This is a genomic window from Fibrobacter sp. UWR4, assembly GCF_003149045.1.
Taxonomy (GTDB): Bacteria; Fibrobacterota; Fibrobacteria; order Fibrobacterales; family Fibrobacteraceae; genus Fibrobacter.
In genome coordinates, this window is the sequence record NZ_QGDU01000006.1 from 36,062 (window position 1) to 55,044 (window position 18,983).

Here is an 18,983-nt window from a genome sequence, read left to right on the forward strand (position 1 = left end):
CCCATGTTCTAAATCTAATAACATTTTTCAATAAATTAATAAAGAAAACTCACTTTCCATAAAAAATGCTAAATTCGTTACAATGAGTCACAAGTTCCGATTTTTTGGTCTTTTCGCCCTAGTAACCTACGGTTTACTGCTAGGCGTCAATGCCATCGCCCAGTCGGAAGAAGACAAGCCCATCCCTGGCTCCGAAGCGGACACTCTCACCAGGGAAGACGCCCGAATGGCATTTCTTGTCTATAAGCTTTTGGACAAGGACGGAAAAATTATAGGCGCGAATCTGGAAAAGGGAGCCAAGTTATTTTACCAGAACTGCAGGCCCTGTCACGGTGAAGACGGCATGAGAGTGAATTTCAATCCCATGAGCAGGAGACCGGCTTACATAGGACAGCGCGCCAGAGAAGAAATGCCAACCTTCTGGTACCAAATGAACTTCGGCGATGAAGGCCGTTCCATGGAAGCTTACTACGATGAAATCCCCCTAGAGGATATGATCGACATCGCAGGCTACGCACAGACATTGCCTTAAAACTCAAAAGATTCAATACGTTGAATCGGGGACTCTGGGAACCCCTACTTTTCACTCAACCGACGGATATGAATCCTGATCCGAAATGGTCTCGTCCAAATCTCTTAGTGGAAATTTCAAAAGAGCTTCTTTGTTCGCCACATACAGGGTATCCCCTACCGCAATCATATCATAAGTCGAACCATGGGCAAGGCAAATATAATTGGGGCAAAAGTTACCTTTAACCTCTCGCCAGCCCTTTTCTTCCTTTCCATACGGAGCTCCATAGTCACCCATGTAGACACTAGGCCAGGGCAAACTACCAGCAACAAAGAGATGGTCTCCATCCGATGCCAGAGAAAAACGATTAAACGGCGTATTGCGATAAGTCTTGTGTCCGCGAGAGGAATCGGCAAAAGAATCCGTCGTGTCAATAGTTTCGTCATAGGTTTCAATAACACTGTCTATAGGGTTCCAACGGTCAAGAACTTCGTCATACTCCAGCACATCAGATGAAGATTTTTCACCAATCACATATATTTTTTTCTTATGAACCACAATGTCCAACGCAATATCACTTGTATCATAAGTGGGGATCCAGGTAGCCCAATCAGGATGTGGAATTTTCGCCATCCTCTTCCAGCTTCCGTCATAGCGCCACATTCCACGATCTCCGCTAATGGTGTACAATTTGCCATTTAACTCAACACCCTTATGGAATTGCATCGGATATTCCTTAGTGGAATCGTAGTCGTAAGTAATGTCGATCCAACCGGTATCCGTCTGCATTTTAAACGCAAGTTTTATAACCTCGCTACGCCTATCCGTGCTATCCTCATATCCTGCAAAACATACAACAGGGCGGCCTTTGTACGTTGCAATCCCATAAACATTGTAATAACCAAGTGAATCAAACGGCAACGCGTATATTTCGTTCCATGCATTGTGATCGAAGTCGTATTTCAGGACTTTTCCACTAAGCTGAGTTCCCGCGTAAAGCCCCGTGGAGTCTCCATGCACATAACGAATCCATTCAGAACTGGATAGAGTGTCCCAATGAGTTGATCCAATCCTCGAGGCAAATACCCTTGGGGTGTAAGTCACAGCCCCTGGGGAGGTGTACTGGTTGCTTGACCAATGGTTGTCAACCAGAACAATCCTATCGCCAACATGATAGATGGATTTTAAGCCACCATACATCTTGGAATCATGCAGCACAGGAATGAAATCACCCTTGCGCCAGCCAAAGTCCGGACGATCGTCATAATTTTTAGGTGACTGCGAAACAGAAGGTTCATCGGAACAAGCGAACAGAAAAAAACTAAGATAGAGGAGTAAAATTTTTTTCATGCTAGAGGCTCCATACGTATTGGGCATTCAAGAGGCTGGGCAAACTGTAGGTCTTGCACTCGTCAACAGAAGGGACCTTTCCAAAAATCACATCATCTTCAGAATCAAATAAGGCTATTCCACAGACCAATTTGTCAAAAGTACTCCAATCTGTTAGATGAAGACCGATGTTTCCTTCAACAACAGACTCGTTCGGATATAGAATATACCGATCAAAATACATATCCAGTTCCCATACATTTTCGCCAATACTATGAAGACTAGGCTTAGATACCGGTGTGTACCAATCATCAACAGGAACATAAAGCGATTTCCCATTAGGCACACGAAACCAGAGTTTTGCATGGTAATTCTTCAAGGCAACAGATCCTGTATTTTTAACGGAAACCTGAGGTTTAAACGCATTGTCTTCCCATGAAGCCGCATCACTCCAGGACAAGACTCCCTTCGGAGAAGCAATCACACCATCGTCTACGCTCTTGTATATAGGGGGTTCTTGTCCCCACAGAATACGCTCTTCCACATCATAAACAACTATTTTCTTATTGTTTTGAGGGATACCGATATTATAATTCGCAGACCAATCATCAAAATGATCAAAGTCGGTCCAATCGTTATAGTATAAACGAATCTGCCATCCATCCAAACTCGGAAAAACGGACTTAGCCTTCAATACGGAATCTGTTACATCCAACATAAATCGCCATTGGTCGCCACCAAGATTTTCAAGGACAGCAGTAGTTTTGGGATAATCTACTTCAACTACAGGATTCCTTGCTGGATCCGCCGTGAAATAATAAGCAACCTTAAAGCCTGCGACATCCTTATCAGTTGAATTAGCAATAAGTATTCTAGGTCTCGATGTATTGGATTCGTTATCGCCCCGCGCCTCACGATGCATAACGAAAACATCTCTATTTTTTTTCCAAGCAGTTGGCGAAACTGGTGCAATCTGAGAACTTAAATCGCTAGCAGTGGCTGTACCAACAACAACTTTAGGAAGCAAAGTCCCCTCCTCTGCAATAATGGAGAAGGTTGTTTGTGAGGACATATTAGGCATAGCATAATCTTTAGAGAATGTCTTGCCAGATTGGTTATCAAAGCTAGCCGTAATAATAGAACCGTTTCTCAGAAGGCGCGGGTTGGTCGCAATACTGGAAGGCAGCACAACATCCTGTCGTAATACTCCATCCGCATCGGTGTAATTTACATAAGATCCCACACCTGGTTCATATATAGCTTCCAGATAGTTTATTCCATCAGAAGCACGAGATCCCTGCTTGCCAGTTACAAGATACAAAGGAGACAAATCAAAGTCTCCAGTTAAGCCAACAGTTCCATCCTCTAGATATACTAACTTCACACCAGCTTTTTGGACAAGCAATTCATCACAATAAACATGCAATGCACATGCAATATCTAGTCCCTGTCGGGCAGATGCAGCCATATTGCCCATTTTTAGATCCAGATGGGCGACCGTTTCCCATGGAGCCAGCGCATCATGTAATTCAAATTTACGAGGTTCTTTTAATTCTGGTATAGTACTGCTAGTTATTCCAAATTCATCACTTTCATACCTTTGACTCTCCGATTCCACAATCAAATCACTATTTGCAAGCCAATCATCCATCAAACTATTTAAAATGCTTAACAAATTTTGATTCAAATTTACGTCATCAATATTAATTGTGCCATACAACGAATCCTTAAAATCGTTTGATTTTGACTCTAGGTACGACTCAAGAGATACACACGCAACCTTTGAATCTTCATCATCTAATTCGGGACAGGAAATCTTTAGATTATCAGCAATGGATTCTAGAGCCGCGGAAACAACGGTTTTAGTACTTCCCGAATACAACGGCACAATTTCAAGATTTTCGTCATTCGGTTTCTTTGGATACGACCTTCCATTTGTTCCATAGTTCAAGTTTTGTAGGAAATCACTTTCTCTTTCAAGATGCTTTCCAATGCGTCTTGTATTTTCCGCTTGTTCTCGCGAATCCTCAAGTGGATCCAAATCCATAATATCAACATCAAAACTACCTGGACCAAGTGGGTCAACATTTAGCGATACCGTATAAGGTCCAAGGTAAGGTCCCTTCATGTTCACTTCATAATCAGATGTTGCCACAAGAGTTGCTGTTGACCAGCCAAGGAGTGCGTCAACAGCCATGAGTCCCAAATCAGTCAACCAATTTGTGTAATCAAGATTGACCTTGACATTCGCTAGGCCATGTTTTTTCGGATTATTTAAATCATCCACTATTTTTCCCAAACCGAAATATCCTGCTATGGATTCCGATTTTGAATTTTCTGCAGCAGTTGCCGCCCCAAAATGAGGTGTATCAACAGTGATAACTCGTCCAATATGATTCGCCGGATTATCGCTACCTTTAGAGACATTTTCAGCCCTAAGTCCGCGAAGCATTTCTCGCACAACAAGTCCACCCTGGCTATGAGCGACGATATCAACAGACACCTCGGGTGTTTCTCGCCAATTAATTGATGTGCTACTAGAAAAATCGTCTAATATTTCTTCCAATTTTTTATATAATCTACCAGACTGAGTAGTTTGATCGTTTACTCCATTCCAATCCAGCGGCGCTTCTTCCCATCTTTTATCGTCATTTATTTTCCCTGGAGCTTGAAAAAAATATATTCCATCACTATTAATGTTATCATCCGTGATATAAATATTTTGATTGCGAACTATAATATCGGGAGCTGATCCAGAGCTATATTTTTTCACTAAGCCCTTTTGAAACTCATCATTGGTTCTTAATAGAGCTTCCTTATAATTATTGAGCTTTTTCTTTAATTTTTCAGTACAAACAGTCTCTTTTATAAAAGAAGGAACAAGTTTTTCTACGCAAATGGACGGCCTCATTCCTGAACAGATTGCGTCTTTTTCACACAGTTCATCTGCATCTACACTAGACGCAACTCCCCAGGATCTATAGTCATCCCCCAAACCATGAACAAACAGAACTGGTTTAGCAAGTTTTTTCCCCGGAACACCCAAATTTTTCCACGCAGGATACGCAACTTTCTGCTTTACCCACTGCTCTTTCAGTTTTTTCTCATCAAATTTTCCATCATATCCAGAATATGTACGACCATTATACTCTGAACACGACTCATCAAATGTACCGTCTTCTTTTAAACATGCAAGGTTTCTTTCTTTCCAGTCATGTGCCCATGCCTTAAACTTTTTATCAACAGCTTCTTTATCCCCTATCACGGGGTCTTTTTCTTTATAGGGATCACTAAAAAGGTAATAAATCCCTTTATATTTCAACTTATTTTGGCATGTCACATGATACGTAATGCGTACAACACTTGCTACACAAAAATAGTGACCATTAGTGAAATAATCTATTAATTTATCTTTGTCATCATAATAATCTTTTACTAAATCGGCAACTGATACAACCTCAAAATCCTTCACCTCCCCACACGTGGCATAAGGCAAGAATGTTTGGTCATAAGGTTCCACCCACTCCCCCACTTCCACAGTCGTACTAGACGGATAAGACTTAAAGTTTTTAAAAGCCTCAGCATAGTCATCTCTCGCAAAAGCGATTACAGAAAGTAACGCAACAGCTAATAGTTTATTTCTCATAACCCCACCTTGTTTATGCATCCTTAAAGTTCTTTCTTGCCGATGACCTTGATTTCCTTGATGAAGGAAAGGTCGAGACTGGTTTTCTCTTCCTGTCCATACACCTGGATTTCAATGGTCTGGGGAGGCTTTGCAAGACGAAGGCCGTGAACGAAGAAAATCTTTTCTTCTTCCTTGGCTAAACGTTTTGCAGGATCCTTTACCTTGGCACCCACCAGAGTACCGACAGTCTTTGCATAGCGCAGGACCTTCACCAGGTCAAACATCGCCAGCTGCTGATAGTTACTGCCATACTTGGTGGAATTGAGGGCCGTCTGGATAGTCCCCTCATCGGCGTCGTTCTTCAATTCGTAATCAGGAGCCTTTGCCTCGGGCCAGGCCACAGCAAAATCCTTACGCCATTCTTCGGAAGACATCTTGGTACGTTCCACATCGCGGCGTTCCACGAAGGGATTGAAACCATAGTTTTCCAAAATTTCAAAAACCCGCTTTTCCATTTCGGGCTTCAGAATAAAGCCGTAGCCAGGAATGTATTCCTCAGTGCATTCAGTAAACTGCGGGAAGCGGGAAAGTTCCGTAAGGATCTTCAAGTCCTCAATCTTCAGCAAGCGGACGGTATGGACACGAGCTCCATAGAAGGAAGAATTCCATTCCTGGAGGGTATCAGCCACATTTACAGGCGGTTTGATCCAAGTTTTGAAATGTTCAATTTCCGTTTCCGAAAGGCCACTCTTCAAGCCCTGAATATAGGATTCGCGGTTCAGGTTGAAGCGGAGGAAGGTTTCATCGTTTTCTACAGAGGCAAGGCATGCCAGGGAGAAAAGCACACGGGGATTCGTTCCTGTGGAAACAATCAGCTCAAAGTTGGGCAAGCAGGAAATGTTCTGTTCAGGAATAGAGGCGATGGCGTTCTGAATCCAATCCAGGCCGGACTGGTCCAGCGTCACCGTTTCCACCTTTCCACGAACAACACTAAACTTCACAAGACCAAGAAGCCACAACTCGCGGAGAGGACGGGGCAAGTAATCCCACGCCATTTCCTTATTCTTTTCCAACAAGCGGGAAGCAGGATCCATGACCCAGAAACGATAGGATGCATCCAAAGCGTACCTGGGAGATTCAAGTTCCTTCAGCAACTGAACGCAATGGCTACGGTCTCCACGGAAGCGTTCCTTGACCCACCAGGAAACAACATCCTGGTGAAGCCTAAAGCCATTCTTGCGGATAAATTCCAAAGCCTTTTCAGAAGGAACCAGGCAAGCATCTTCCTGTTCCAGCCAGCCATTTTCCGTCAGGAAAAGGAAAATCAGGGACAGTTCATTTTCTGCGGCCTTTTCGGACAGCTGCTTTGCTGCGGCAAGGCAATCCAGGCAAATCTGGTAGCTGCGACGGTGGATGGTATTGTTGGTGTTAACCTTCAATTCCTTACGCATGGCAAAGGAAAGTACCAGGCAGATATGCCAATCAATCAGATTGCCAAAAGACTGAAAACTGGATGCCTTAGGGACGGAATCTACTTCGTCGGGGATTTCAAAACATCCGGCAAAATCCGAAAAGCCATAGTAGACCATGGTGCCAGCGGAAGAAGTTCGCCAGACCAGAAATTCCTTGCAAATGGAAAGCAGAAAATCCTGAAGCTGTCGACTTTCGCTGACGGGCACCGTCAGACGCAGTTCATTATAAGTCAAGCCTCTGGAACCGCTATGGTACAGAAGATTCAGACAACGACGCTGCCAAGGATTCATCTTGACGAACAGGTCAATAGCCCTGTCCCTATCCTTGTAAAAATCCAAAGCTTCGGACTGAATCAGGGCGTTGTTCAACAAGCCCTTATGTCCAAACGCCTTCGCATGCACATTGCGGAGGAGGGGTTTAGACATTCCATCAAAAAACGAATTTAAATCGTACATCAAATTTCCTAAACAAGCATCCTACCAACTAGGGAGGACAAATTTAGAAAAAATCAGAGGAAGTTCTTGATGTCATCCACATTAGACGCCACCTTCTGCTTCATGTTCCAGATCCTGGAGAAGGTCTTGCCGTAATGTTCAAGAACAACGCGATTATCCAGAATAAGGACCTTGCCCGTATCCTCGTCGGAACGGATAAGGCGGCCAAGCCCCTGGCGCAACTCCATGTAGGCTTCCGGAACAAAGTAATCCTTAAAGGAATTCTTTCCCTCTTCCTTCATCTTGGAGGAAATACCTGCTACCAGCGGATCCGTGGGATTGGGGAATGGCAGCTTAGGAATCACTAGAAGCTTAAGGGCATCTCCCGGGAAGTCCACCCCCTCCCACAAGCTCTGGCAGCCCAAAAGACAGGCCCCACGTTCCTTACGGAACATGGCTACCAGACCATCCAGGGAGCCATCTACATTCTGGCAAAGCAGAAGCTTATTCTTCTGTGCAAAGAGCGGAGCCAAGGCAGCCTGGGCCTTGACCATGGCAGAGATGCTGGTAAACAGGACCATGGTATTTTCGGAAACATCCGGAAGAACCTGTGCCAAGGTTTCGTTCACAGCCTCGTTATATTCAGGAGCGGACGGCTTGGGCAAATACTTCGCCACCATGACAGACTGGCGTTCGTCCTTGCTTGCGGATTCATTATAGACTCTGAGGAAGGGACGTTTCTTTTCGTCCAAGGAGTCCATACCCATCTTCTGGACGAAATATCCCAGGTCCCCCTGGACAGAAAGTGTAGCGGAGACGAAAGTTGCAGACTTAATCCAGGGATAGAACTTTTCCTTCCAAACGCTACCAGAACTGAGGGGATAAGCGTGAAGCTTAATCGTGTGCGGGTTGAAAGGTTCTTCCATAAAGAACACCCAACCTTCTCGAGACGCCTTGGTCAAAAATTCAAAATCCGAAACAAATCTGGAAAGTTCCGTCATACGACCACTCAGGTCACTTACCAAGCCCACCAGATTTTCATTCCTCAGATTCTTAATGTCTTCAAGCAACTTATCCGCAAGCTTCACTGACTTAAGGCTCTGATCCAGGAATGCAGAAGGATCAGCATCATATTCCGCAGCTATGCCTGAAGTGTAGACAAATCCGTTCTTACCATTCTTCTGCTTCGTCAATTTCTTGCCGATCTTCATAAAGAAGCGATGCAGGCTCTTTTCCGTTTCGGATAGACGTTCCGTCAAATTGGCGCAAGTTTCGTGCAGTTCCGTTTCTTCCACAGGAATTTGGGACGCAATTTCAGCCAGGAGTCCGTCCTGCCTGTTACGAGACGGAAGAACCGTCTTCATGGCGTTGCGCAAACCAAAGAAGGAAACCATACGCCCCAAAGCCTGGGTACTGATATCCGGCAGGCGATGAGCTTCATCAAATACAATATGTTCGTACAGCGGAAGCAGTGCGAAATCCAAGGACATATCCGCCAGGAAAAGGGAATGATTTACCAACAGGAGGTTGGAATTCATCGCCCTACGCTTTGCTGCCAGGGCCGGGCAGTGAGCATAATGGGGACACTTTTCCCCCAGGCAGGATTTTGCGGAACTTGCCATTTTAGACCAAAGCACACGATTACGGCCCTGGCTAAAGGAAGTGCATTCGTTTATGTCTCCAGTCGTGGACGTATAGACCCAGGGGACAATGGCCATAAAGGAATCTCGTTCTTCCGGCAGCAGCAACTTGTTGGGGGCGGCAAGAAGTTCCTCAAACTTGCGGATGCACAGATAATTCTCGCGGCCCTTCAATACAGCAGGCTTAAGCTTATCCTGATAAAGTCCCGAAATCTTGGGAATGTCGTGATTCCACAATTGTTCCTGGAGGGCGCGAGTAGCGGTACTAATCACTACGCGCTCGCCAGAGACAGCCTTATTCGCGGCGGCCACCAGATAGGCCATAGACTTGCCAGAACCCGTAGGAGCTTCCATCACGCAAAGGCCACCCTTGTGCATGTTACGTTCTACAGCTGAGGCGAGGTCCTGCTGATTTGCTCGAACCAGAAAACCGGGAACGGACTTTGCCAGGAAACCATCTTCCTTGAAAAATTCGCCAACGCGAGGTGTCTTATCCTTTACAGGAACCAATTCCTGAGGGACAACAGGGAAACGATAGTTCGGCTTTTCCTGGGCGTCATCCATAGATGGCCAGAGAGTAGACCATTGTGATTCAACCGCAATTTTACCCAAGGCATTCAGGAGCCATTCATCACTGGCAGCGATTTTCTGGATGGACATGACAAAAAGACGTCCACAGGCATCCGCATCGGGCAAGGCACGATGTGCACGACTTCTGGGAATATCCAATTCCTGCACCAAGGTATCCAGGCGGTGGTTAGGAATGTTCTGATAGGCAATGCGTGAAACCGTCAGGGAATCCCATACCATGTGATTCTCAAAGGACACGCCGACCTTCTGGAATGTCTGGGTCAAAAACTTGGAATCAAAATTGGCGTTATGGGCAACAACGGGAAGTTCTCCAATAAAATTGAAGATTTTAGCAGCCAGTGCAGAAAACGGTTCGGCGGTTTCCAAGTCAGCCTTACTAATTCCGGTCAAATTTTCAATGAAGGGACGAAGCGTTGCTGTTGTCGGCTTTACCAGATAGTCCACGGATTCTGTCGGCTCGCCATTTTCAAAACGAACAAGGGCCACCTCAATGATTTCATCCTTTTCAAAATCAAGGCCTGTTGTTTCCAAGTCAATCGCCACAAAACTGGGAATCTTTTCCATCATATCCTCACAACCAAAACTTAAGGCAAAGCCGGCAATTTCAGGTTCATTCTTATTAGGTTATTATCACCATTCTTCAACTTCAACGTATCATTATAGGCGCGCCATGCAGAACCAAATCTAAAGGGATTTACAGAGCCACCATCTGGAATCAGCTTGCCCTCTTCTGGATAGAAATAATCCATAAAGTAATTACCTTCTACCAATTCCCTCACAATAAATCCGCCCGCCTCAGTACACTCGCGAACAATGTACTTACCCGTTTCAGGAGAATAAAGACGAACAACAGCTCCCGGGCGGCCAGCAGGAATAGCCCCCATCAAGGTCGCCTGTTTCAACTTTTTCACAGTTTCGAAACGGAGCAGATTCCTATACTTCAATTCTATCACGGTATCTCGGATACCATTGCTATCGGCAGCGGCAAGAGTCGTATCCTTATAGCCCATCAGGAAATTTATGACAGCGTCCGTAGGCCAGGGATCCTTCTTATCGATCATGAAGCGAACAGGATCCACCTGGGAAATTTCCACCTGACTAGTATCCTTGCCAATGGCGAAATAGAAGGTCTGTTCAACAGAGTCCAGCTTAGGCTTATTGAACAGCACCACCAAGGAATCATCGGGGAATGGATTCTTGGCAGAAGACAACAATCTAGCCTCGCTTACGGCGGAAGGCATCGTATCAGATTTCATTTCCTGCCATTCCAGCTGAGCCTCGTTACGCAAAGTATCCAACGTACGGAACAAGGAATCCTTTGCGGACTTGCATATAAACTTATACTGGGTTTCCTTTACAGGGGCGGGGTCGAAGAAGAACTGGGGCTTTTCGGACTTAGGAGACTTGTAGACCAGGCGGGGGTATAGTTCCGTGTTATCCGGGCCCTGCAAATAGCAGTTGGACGTATCCTTAAAAAGGGAGTCAAAATACACGGGCCTTGTAAAAGTCGCTTCCAGAATATTGGCATAAGGCTGGCTCACCGATTCCATTTCCAGATGGGTGGAATCCATATCGGCAATGGCAATCCAGATTGTATCCTTCCAATCTTCAGTCAACACAAGATCCCCGGTCCAGATTCCCACATGTTCCGTAGCAAGTTCGATTTTCTGGTTACCGTTTCCATCGGCAAAGGCAACCACACGGTAGCGACCCGGTTTAAGCCCTGTCAAAAGGAAGTTACCCACGCTATCAGCACGAGTCACATAGAGAGGAGGTTCCTTCAGCAACTGCGGGAGGGAATCCAGCTGGTTGGTAGTCGTATCCTTGTACTTTTCCAGATAGCGGCGACCCTTACGTTCCTCCCCCATTAGGAAAAGTCCAACACTGGGATACTCCTTCTTCTTGGCCATGGCTTCCGTCACCAACACTCGGCCAGGAACCGTCAGAGAGTCAATAACTGCACCCGTGGAAAATACCACCTGGAAAGGCTTGGCCAAGGCATTCCCACGCAGGTCCTTAATGCCTCCTGCAAAAGTAACCGTGTAAGTAGTACCTGTATCCAGTTCTGCACGGGAAGTCAATTCAAGAGTTTTTCCCGTCACTTCAAAACGAAGTTTCTTCTCAATGGGTGGAGAAATGGACACAGCACTTCTAGGAATGGCTCCATTGATCCATTCGTCAAATTCCAGCTTGACGTAAAGTTCGTTGGGATGGTTCGTGGTGTTGGGAGCAGGGTATACACCAGCTACTCGCGGAGGATGCTTATCCTCCGGACCACCTTTGGGCGCTTCCTGGGTGGCACAGGCGAAAAGCAGAATGCTCATCGCCGCCAAAAGCCACCACGTTTTTTTACTTCCCGTTTTCAAGTTCAACACAACCTAATGATTTAGTCAATCAGATGGATAATCTTTCCCAGACGGCTCCAGCGAATCTTCAAGGGCAGACGCCACCAGGTGAAGGGATTGGCGAGAGCGAAGGTCGCATCATCATTGTCAAAGGAGAAGTAAATGACAAATGCCTTTGCCTTGATATTACGGAGGGAAACGACACCCCAGTAACGACTATCCAGAGAGTTATCGCGATTGTCCCCCATCATGAAGAACTGGGGAGTTTTCACCACGTAGTAATCCAGCGGTTTGCCCCCTAAGGTCATCTTGCGGCGAATTTCAAACTTCGGCTTTGTCACTGCCGGGGCAGAGGAATCAGCGATAGCGGAATCTGCGATAGCGGAATCTGCGGGTGCAGCCACTTCTTCGGGAGCATTCAGCAAATTGACATTTCCTTCCAGGTCCTGGAGGAGGGAGCCATCAAAACCGGTATAGCTGACCTTACGGGTAAATCCGGAGGGGGCCATAGGATCAATCAGCGGGAGATATGCCATGCGGGTCAATTCACGAATGAAACTGAACGGCACCGGTGCAGAAATAGTATCGCCCTGGGTGGCGTGCTGCAGAATCATATTGTTTCTACGATAGACTTCATCAATCAGCAGGCGACGATCATTTTCCAGGGGAATGCGGAATTCTTCAAATATGTGATTGTTCACTTCCTGACCATCCTTCAGGAGGGTCAAGTCCAGCTCCACCGCTTCGTCCGGATTTTCCTGAGCAATGATGGAGCGGAGCCACCAGGCCATTTCCAGAGGAAGAGAATCCACGTACAAGGTGTCACCCACAGATGGCACCACAAATTCATTACGTTCATCGCGAGGAGACTTTGTGCGATAATAGGCAGTGTACTTACCCTTTCCCGGCAGATATTCCTGTTTCTGTCCGTTCACGAAAAGTCGTCCCTGGTGAACAGCCACCGTATCACCACTCACTGCGACACAACGTTTGATATAATCCTTGGGACCATCCGGGAAATGCACTAGATGAGGCTGACCCTTCAGCGGCTCATGATCCCAGTAATAGTTACCGAACATTAGAGCATTAAATAGATGGGTATAACGTTCCGGATTTCCTTCCGGGTATTCAGGCTCCCCAGGATAACGGAAGATAATCACATCTCCCGCCTCAGGCAGAGTAAAGCCAGGGAACTTCTTATTGCTAAAAGGAACGGGAGACCCATAGGTAAATTTCAGACCCAGCAGGAAGTCGCCAGTCCTCAAGGAATCTTCCATTGATCCACTGGGAATCTGGAACGCCTGAATCACATACTGAATCACAATGAGGGCAAGGAAAATGGGGACTACAATTTCCCGCAAAAGGCCCTTAGCAAAAATCTTAAACGAAAACGGTTTCTTTTCCTGAGACTCCATGGGGGACTCCAATTAGGTTTCCTGAATCTTCTTGAACATGTTTCTACTTACAAGCAATTCCGTCTTGTTTGCGTCATCCATAATCGCCACAAGCTTTCCGCTGGCGGAACGACGGAATTCCAGCACATGGTCCAAGGCCACAATATTGGAACGATGGATACGTACGAAACGACGGGGATCCAATTGCTTTTCCAGATCCAACAAAGATGTATAAATGAAATACTGGTTAGACTTGGTATAAATCGCAGTAAACTTGTCTTCGCTATGGAAACGGATAATATCCTTCACCTTCACGAGAATGGTCCTATCGCCGATCTTCACAAAAATCTGATTCAAGTAGGAAGTATGGGCTTCAACCAATTCACGCAACTTTTCCCAAGTAAGGCCACCTTCCGGCAAGGTTTCTTCCGACTCCGGGAAGAACTTGCGAAGCTTTTCCACAGCCACTTCAAGACGTTCTGCCTCGATGGGTTTCAGGATATAATCCACCGTATTCTCTTCAAAGGCGCGAAGAGCGAAATTATCGTAGGCGGTGGTAAAGATGATCAGCGGGACATCATCCTTATCCAAAGCATTCAGCACATCAAAGGCGTCCATGTCCGGCATCTGGATATCCAGAAACACGACGTCCGGAGCGTAATCCTTAATGCGCTCAATCGCCTGCTGGCCAGAGCACGCTTCTTCCAAGATTTCAATTTCGGAGGAATACTTTTCTTCCAACAAAGCACGAAGGCGACGGCGGGCCAGCGGCTCGTCATCCACAATCAAGGCAGTACAACGCATTCCCATTATTCAGCAACCTTTTTGGAAACAGGCCTATAGATCTTGATGAAATCGGCAGTCATGCCGTCCGCATCTTCATAAACAGTTCCGGCACTTGTCATATAGCTCAAATTTCCAGAACCAATGCGTTTAAAGTCCCAATGGGTGGAATTATCGGAGAGGGAAACCTTGATTGTAGAATCCGTCACTACATAAGTTCCCTTCAAGGTGTCCATCACGGAAGTTTCCTTGATAATCGTCTGGACAGCGACTACGGACATATCTTCCTTCAACGTCATCTGCACCATCCTGGCCTTGCAATCATCGCAAGGAAGCGAACCCGAATAAAGTGCCGGCACATCCTTCGGAAGTTCGATAGGCGGCAAATCCGGAAGAGGTTCCTTTTTTTCTTCGGAACAGGCTGACACAAATAGGGCAGCCATCAAGACAGCCACCCCACTCAAAAAAGAACGGGCGTGAAAAATACTCATGCCCGCAATTTAGCAATTTACCTCGTAATGGATATACGGAAGCCCACCATATGACTTTGATATAGCGGATCTTTTTTCTCTCGTTCCGCCGAAGCCAAGGCAGGAGCCTTGTCAGACCAACTTCCACCTCGAACAACGCGACGTTCGCCTTCTTCAGGACCCCTATAATCCTTGGTACTTCGTACAGGATAATCACCATACCAATCATTGGTCCATTCCGCCACATTGCCACTCATATCGTACAATCCAAAAGCGTTGGGCAGATACTGTCCCACTTCCGTAGGACCGTTAGTCTTAGTTTGTGCGTAATAAGCATACTTGGACGCAACAGCCACATCCCAGTAATAGGTCGTGGAGGTCCCTCCACGGCAAGCGATTTCCCATTCCGTTTCAGTAGGCAGGCGCACCGCCTTCACATCGTAATTCACCGTCAAATTTTTTAGGTAGCGGGACTGGCCAATCTCTTCATAGACGTACGCAGTATCCAAGCCAGCTCGTTTTGACAAGGCGTTACAGAATAAAACCGCTTCGAACCAATTCACATTGGCGACAGCGATGCTATCCCCTATTTTTAACACATCAGGAAGTTCCCCCATGACGGTCTTATAAAGAACCTGAGTCACCTCCGTTCTGGAAATGGAAAAAGAACTGACGGACATAACCGTCTTGTCGCGGTTCAGTTCCTGTTTAGGAACATTTACCAAAGTCACCAGAGATTCAAGCACCTTCATTGGGTCTTCTGCCACAGCAGATGAAGATTCGGGAGCCTCGCTGGAACAGGACCGTTCAACGCTACTGGAGGATTTTGGACGGGTCACTACTGAGCCAGGGACATCGTCGTCATTCTCCTCCACGGAGCTATCGGTCGGTGTAGAGCATGCCACAAGAACTGCAACAAGGAACGAGGCAGTCCATGCAAGAAACGTCCTTCCACCAAAACAGTTCATCAGCGGACCACACCCACGCGATACAGCTTCTTCTTGGTCTTTCCGGACTTGAACTTTACCTGCAGGCGAGCCGTATAGACATCAGAACCTAGGGCTGTCAGATCCAGGTTTTCAAACTGATTACGTCCCGCAGCGACATCGGTCATTTTTTGCTTGAAGACGCAAAGTCCGGTAATATCGAACAATTCGAGAACAGCAGACTTCGCTTCGGCACCCACCTCAAAGCGGGCCTTGGCAATGCCACCGCGAATCGGATTAGGGAACATGAAGAATTCGGAAATTTCATCCTTCGCATTCACTTCTTCCGGGGCTTTCAGTTTGGATGCGTCCAGATAACCCGTACGTTCGTTACCGCCAGCGGGAAGAGTCCAGGCTGCAGCACTTTCAGAAGCGTCTTCAGAAGCTTTCTGCAAGCGAAGTGCGGTCAAGGAACTGCGATGGAGTGCATAAATTTCAGGTCCTTTGGATTTCTTGCTAGGAACAGCGTCCGTCACAAAAATGCTCATGGGCTGCAAATCGGAAACGGTTTCCGCATATTCAAAGCATCCCGCAGAAAGAGGGAACTGCTCCGTCACCTGCTTGCCTTTGCCCGTAAAGGCATACACCAGGCCATCGCTACTGGAGACAAGAATCTCGGGAACATCATCGCCAGTCACATCCACAATCAAGGGATCGCTAAAGAATCCGTAAACAGGAGATCCGCGGCTAATCACAGCCGGGAAACTAGACAGCGGCAAGCCAAAGCGATCCAGGGCGTACACCAGGTTGTCGCCCAGGAATACGATTTCGGGATAACCGTCATTGTTAATGTCACCCAGGGCAATTCCGGAAGTTTCATCCTTAAGGCCGCTAGAACCAGCAGCGCCGCGCTTATAGTTTTTGGTCCACAGGACCTTACCGTCTTTTCGGCTGATGGCAGCCACATTTCCACGGCTTCCTACAGCAACCACCTCGGAAGTCCCGTCCCTATCCAAGTCCGTGCAGGCCAGGCGAACCACAGGATCCTTAACATTTACACCGATGGAATTTTCCTTAGTATCATAGGCGATTACATGGCCATCATCGCTAGCAATTGCAAGACCATAGAATCCTTCACCGGAGCCACAATAGGCCAAATCAGAAACGTGGCCCGCAGCAATTGAAACTTCCTTGGAAACCTTATCAAACTTTTCCGTGCTTACAGAATAAACATCCGCATCAATGCCAAACCAGAGCTTGCCATTTACAATCATTAGGCTAGACTTTTCACCCTTAGGCAAGTCCAGAGTTTCCTGCAAAGAAAGGCCCGTTTCAAACTTCGTGCGAACCAGCTTTCCATCATGGAGACTATACACATATTTGCCATCGCTAACCAAGCCCTTCAAGGAGCCGGAACTAGGAGCAACGCGATACAGAGGAATGTCCTTTTCCATCTTCTTATCGGAAAGTTCAATCTTCTTGACCACAGAATCAGCATCAAAAAGGGTATCGCCCAGGGCGCTAAAGGCCTGCAAAGTTCCATCTTCCGCACCAACCACAACAATCTTTTCGCCATCCTGATCAGGATGATTCACGAACACAGCTCCACGTACAGCAGAATTCAGGCCAATTTCGCGAGGGAACTGACTACCGTCAATGCTACCGTCATCAATGGAAATGGTAACAGAGAGCTTCAAGGCGCCATAGTTGACCACGCTATCACCCAAGAAAGCATTGGACGTTTTTTCCTTTCGGGCATCTTCAGGAACAGCCACGGAAATTTTGATTCCTGTGTAACCGCCTTGCGTCGTCATGGTATTTGCATAACCCGTAGCACCGATGAAATCCACCACGTCATACTTCTTGGAACTTGAACTATCCGCAATGCGCTGGTGAGGAAGCAAATCCGTACCAGCACCATAATCATAGGTATCTTCGCCAAGAGCATTCTTGAATGTTTTGCCAATACTCAACACACCATCGGATTCCACCATGGAAATACCAAACTGGTGATCACGAAGAGTATCGCCCCCCCAGAAGTTGGCAACACCATACTGCAGGTTTTCCCTCAGGAACCATTCATTGACCTTCCATACCACAATGCCGCTAGCAGGAATACCGGCATCGAAAGAACTGACATCCAGAATAATACCACTAGCCTTGTTCTTATTTACAGAGCACTTGCCCTTTACGCAAACGCTATCCTCAAATACCAAGTGCAGACTATCCACCGGCACCGTGGTCATGTCCGTTTCGTCACCATCATCGGACTCTCCAGTGGTAACACTTACCGTACCGTCCTTATTCCAGGAACGCTGACGGTTTTCAATGAGCAAGTATTCCGATGCATTCAGGGGCACCTTTACGATTTCCACACCCTCTTCGGAACTACCGGCGGCCACAACATCGACAGTCACCGCCTTTCCTGCCGTGGGACGGACCTCCTTCACCTTGGACCATCCCATATAGGCGCGCTCCCAGGCTGCAGGCATAGCGGGCAAGAAACCGTTACCGGCGTTATAGCCGGCAAAGTCCATCAAATCATAATAACCCAGGCGGGAGATTCCCTTTACCACATCATAGGTATTGGGCAAGCCCAACTCGCGAGCAATCTGGTTCACTAAAATTCCGTTGACGCCCCAATTCAGACCATCCTGGGAAGCAGTTTCACTCACGACCATGATTGAACGTAATGTATCGATAGTGGCACCTTCCAACACAATGCCATTGGCAACGGTGCGAACAGAATCCCTGCCATTTCTATCCTTGACCGTATCCTGGACTGTAGGCACAAAGTCCTGATCCGTAGGCAAGTATTCCCACACATCACTGCTGATATACACATCCATGAAATCTGCAGGAGTATCTGCATGGTTTGTACCCATGCTACCACCATCAACCAGTCGACTTGCACCTGCATGAATAATCATGAAGGCACGCTTGGTATTAGGATTTTCGGACAGAGGAATTTCAAAGGGGGAATCACCCGGCTTATGAGCGGCCATAACGGCGTCATACACAAACTGCAAATAGTCACGACTGCGGGCTTCATCAAACTCAGCCGTTTTTTCACCCTTCAGCTTACTGGTACGATTGTAGTCAATAATCTGCTTTTTCAATTCATAGGCATTGCTGCCCCCTTCCGGGAAAATTCTGTACTTAATGACCAGATTGCCATGGCTTGCGGTCTTGAAATAGGAATTCGCAAACTCAAAATGTTTCTTCCAGTAAGAAGCGGAGCCTCGACGGCCTGTAGGATCCAGCTTATAATCCTTCTTGTGAGAAGAATCCGAATCAAAAATACCCAAGCCCGTAGTCAAGGAGTTATCAGGAGATTCCTTAGCAAACTGTACGCGCATGGCAAATACTTCCAGAGTATCCACAGCAAAAGCTGCAGGAGCCAGGAAAAAAGCCATCAGCAAAAACAAATTCAAGAACTTTTTCATCACATCCTCAATC

Annotated in this window: 11 protein-coding genes; 1 reads left to right on the forward strand and 10 read right to left on the reverse strand. The window is 46.6% G+C overall.

Annotated features, from left to right (window positions below; all coding sequences use genetic code 11):
- Positions 1 to 82: 82 nt before the first annotated feature.
- Positions 83 to 532 carry a cytochrome c gene (locus BGX12_RS03670; RefSeq protein WP_109734739.1) on the forward strand — a complete coding sequence of 150 codons (450 nt, stop codon included), beginning with the start codon at positions 83 to 85 and terminating at the stop codon, positions 530 to 532.
- Between the two features lie 51 nt (positions 533 to 583).
- Here the strand turns inward: BGX12_RS03670 and BGX12_RS03675 are convergent, their stop codons facing one another.
- From BGX12_RS03675 to BGX12_RS03720, 10 genes are all read right to left on the reverse strand, one after another.
- Positions 584 to 1,861, reverse strand: coding sequence for a hypothetical protein (locus tag BGX12_RS03675; RefSeq protein ID WP_109734740.1), 1,278 nt, complete (start codon positions 1,859 to 1,861; stop codon positions 584 to 586).
- Position 1,862: 1 nt separating this feature from the next.
- Complete coding sequence (locus tag BGX12_RS03680) at positions 1,863 to 5,486, reverse strand: triacylglycerol lipase (protein WP_146196235.1); 3,624 nt, start codon at positions 5,484 to 5,486, stop codon at positions 1,863 to 1,865.
- A 23-nt stretch (positions 5,487 to 5,509) separates the two neighbouring features.
- The gene (locus BGX12_RS03685; protein WP_233246238.1) at positions 5,510 to 7,366 is read right to left on the reverse strand and encodes a hypothetical protein; all 1,857 of its coding nucleotides are present in this window, start codon (positions 7,364 to 7,366) and stop codon (positions 5,510 to 5,512) included.
- 83 nt (positions 7,367 to 7,449) lie between these two features.
- Positions 7,450 to 10,173, reverse strand: a complete 2,724-nt coding sequence (locus BGX12_RS03690; RefSeq protein WP_233246239.1) for a helicase C-terminal domain-containing protein — start codon at positions 10,171 to 10,173, stop codon at positions 7,450 to 7,452.
- A gap of 17 nt (positions 10,174 to 10,190) precedes the next feature.
- A complete protein-coding gene (locus BGX12_RS03695; protein WP_109734743.1) occupies positions 10,191 to 11,930 on the reverse strand; it encodes an Ig-like domain-containing domain in 1,740 nt (579 codons plus the stop codon).
- 62 nt (positions 11,931 to 11,992) lie between these two features.
- Positions 11,993 to 13,366, reverse strand: coding sequence for a signal peptidase I (lepB, locus tag BGX12_RS03700; protein WP_109734744.1), 1,374 nt, complete (start codon positions 13,364 to 13,366; stop codon positions 11,993 to 11,995).
- A 12-nt stretch (positions 13,367 to 13,378) separates the two neighbouring features.
- Positions 13,379 to 14,155 carry a LytTR family DNA-binding domain-containing protein gene (locus BGX12_RS03705; RefSeq protein WP_233246240.1) on the reverse strand — a complete coding sequence of 259 codons (777 nt, stop codon included), beginning with the start codon at positions 14,153 to 14,155 and terminating at the stop codon, positions 13,379 to 13,381.
- Entirely contained in the window at positions 14,155 to 14,619 is a 465-nt protein-coding gene (locus BGX12_RS03710) for a copper resistance protein NlpE N-terminal domain-containing protein (RefSeq protein WP_109734745.1), read from the reverse strand. Before BGX12_RS03710 ends, BGX12_RS03705 begins: the two co-directional genes overlap by 1 nt.
- 17 nt (positions 14,620 to 14,636) lie before the next feature.
- Entirely contained in the window at positions 14,637 to 15,566 is a 930-nt protein-coding gene (locus BGX12_RS03715) for an SUMF1/EgtB/PvdO family nonheme iron enzyme (RefSeq protein WP_233246241.1), read from the reverse strand.
- Positions 15,566 to 18,970, reverse strand: a complete 3,405-nt coding sequence (locus tag BGX12_RS03720; protein ID WP_109734746.1) for an FG-GAP-like repeat-containing protein — start codon at positions 18,968 to 18,970, stop codon at positions 15,566 to 15,568. The genes BGX12_RS03715 and BGX12_RS03720 overlap by 1 nt, the downstream gene beginning before the upstream one ends.
- Between the last annotated feature and the right edge of the window lie 13 nt (positions 18,971 to 18,983).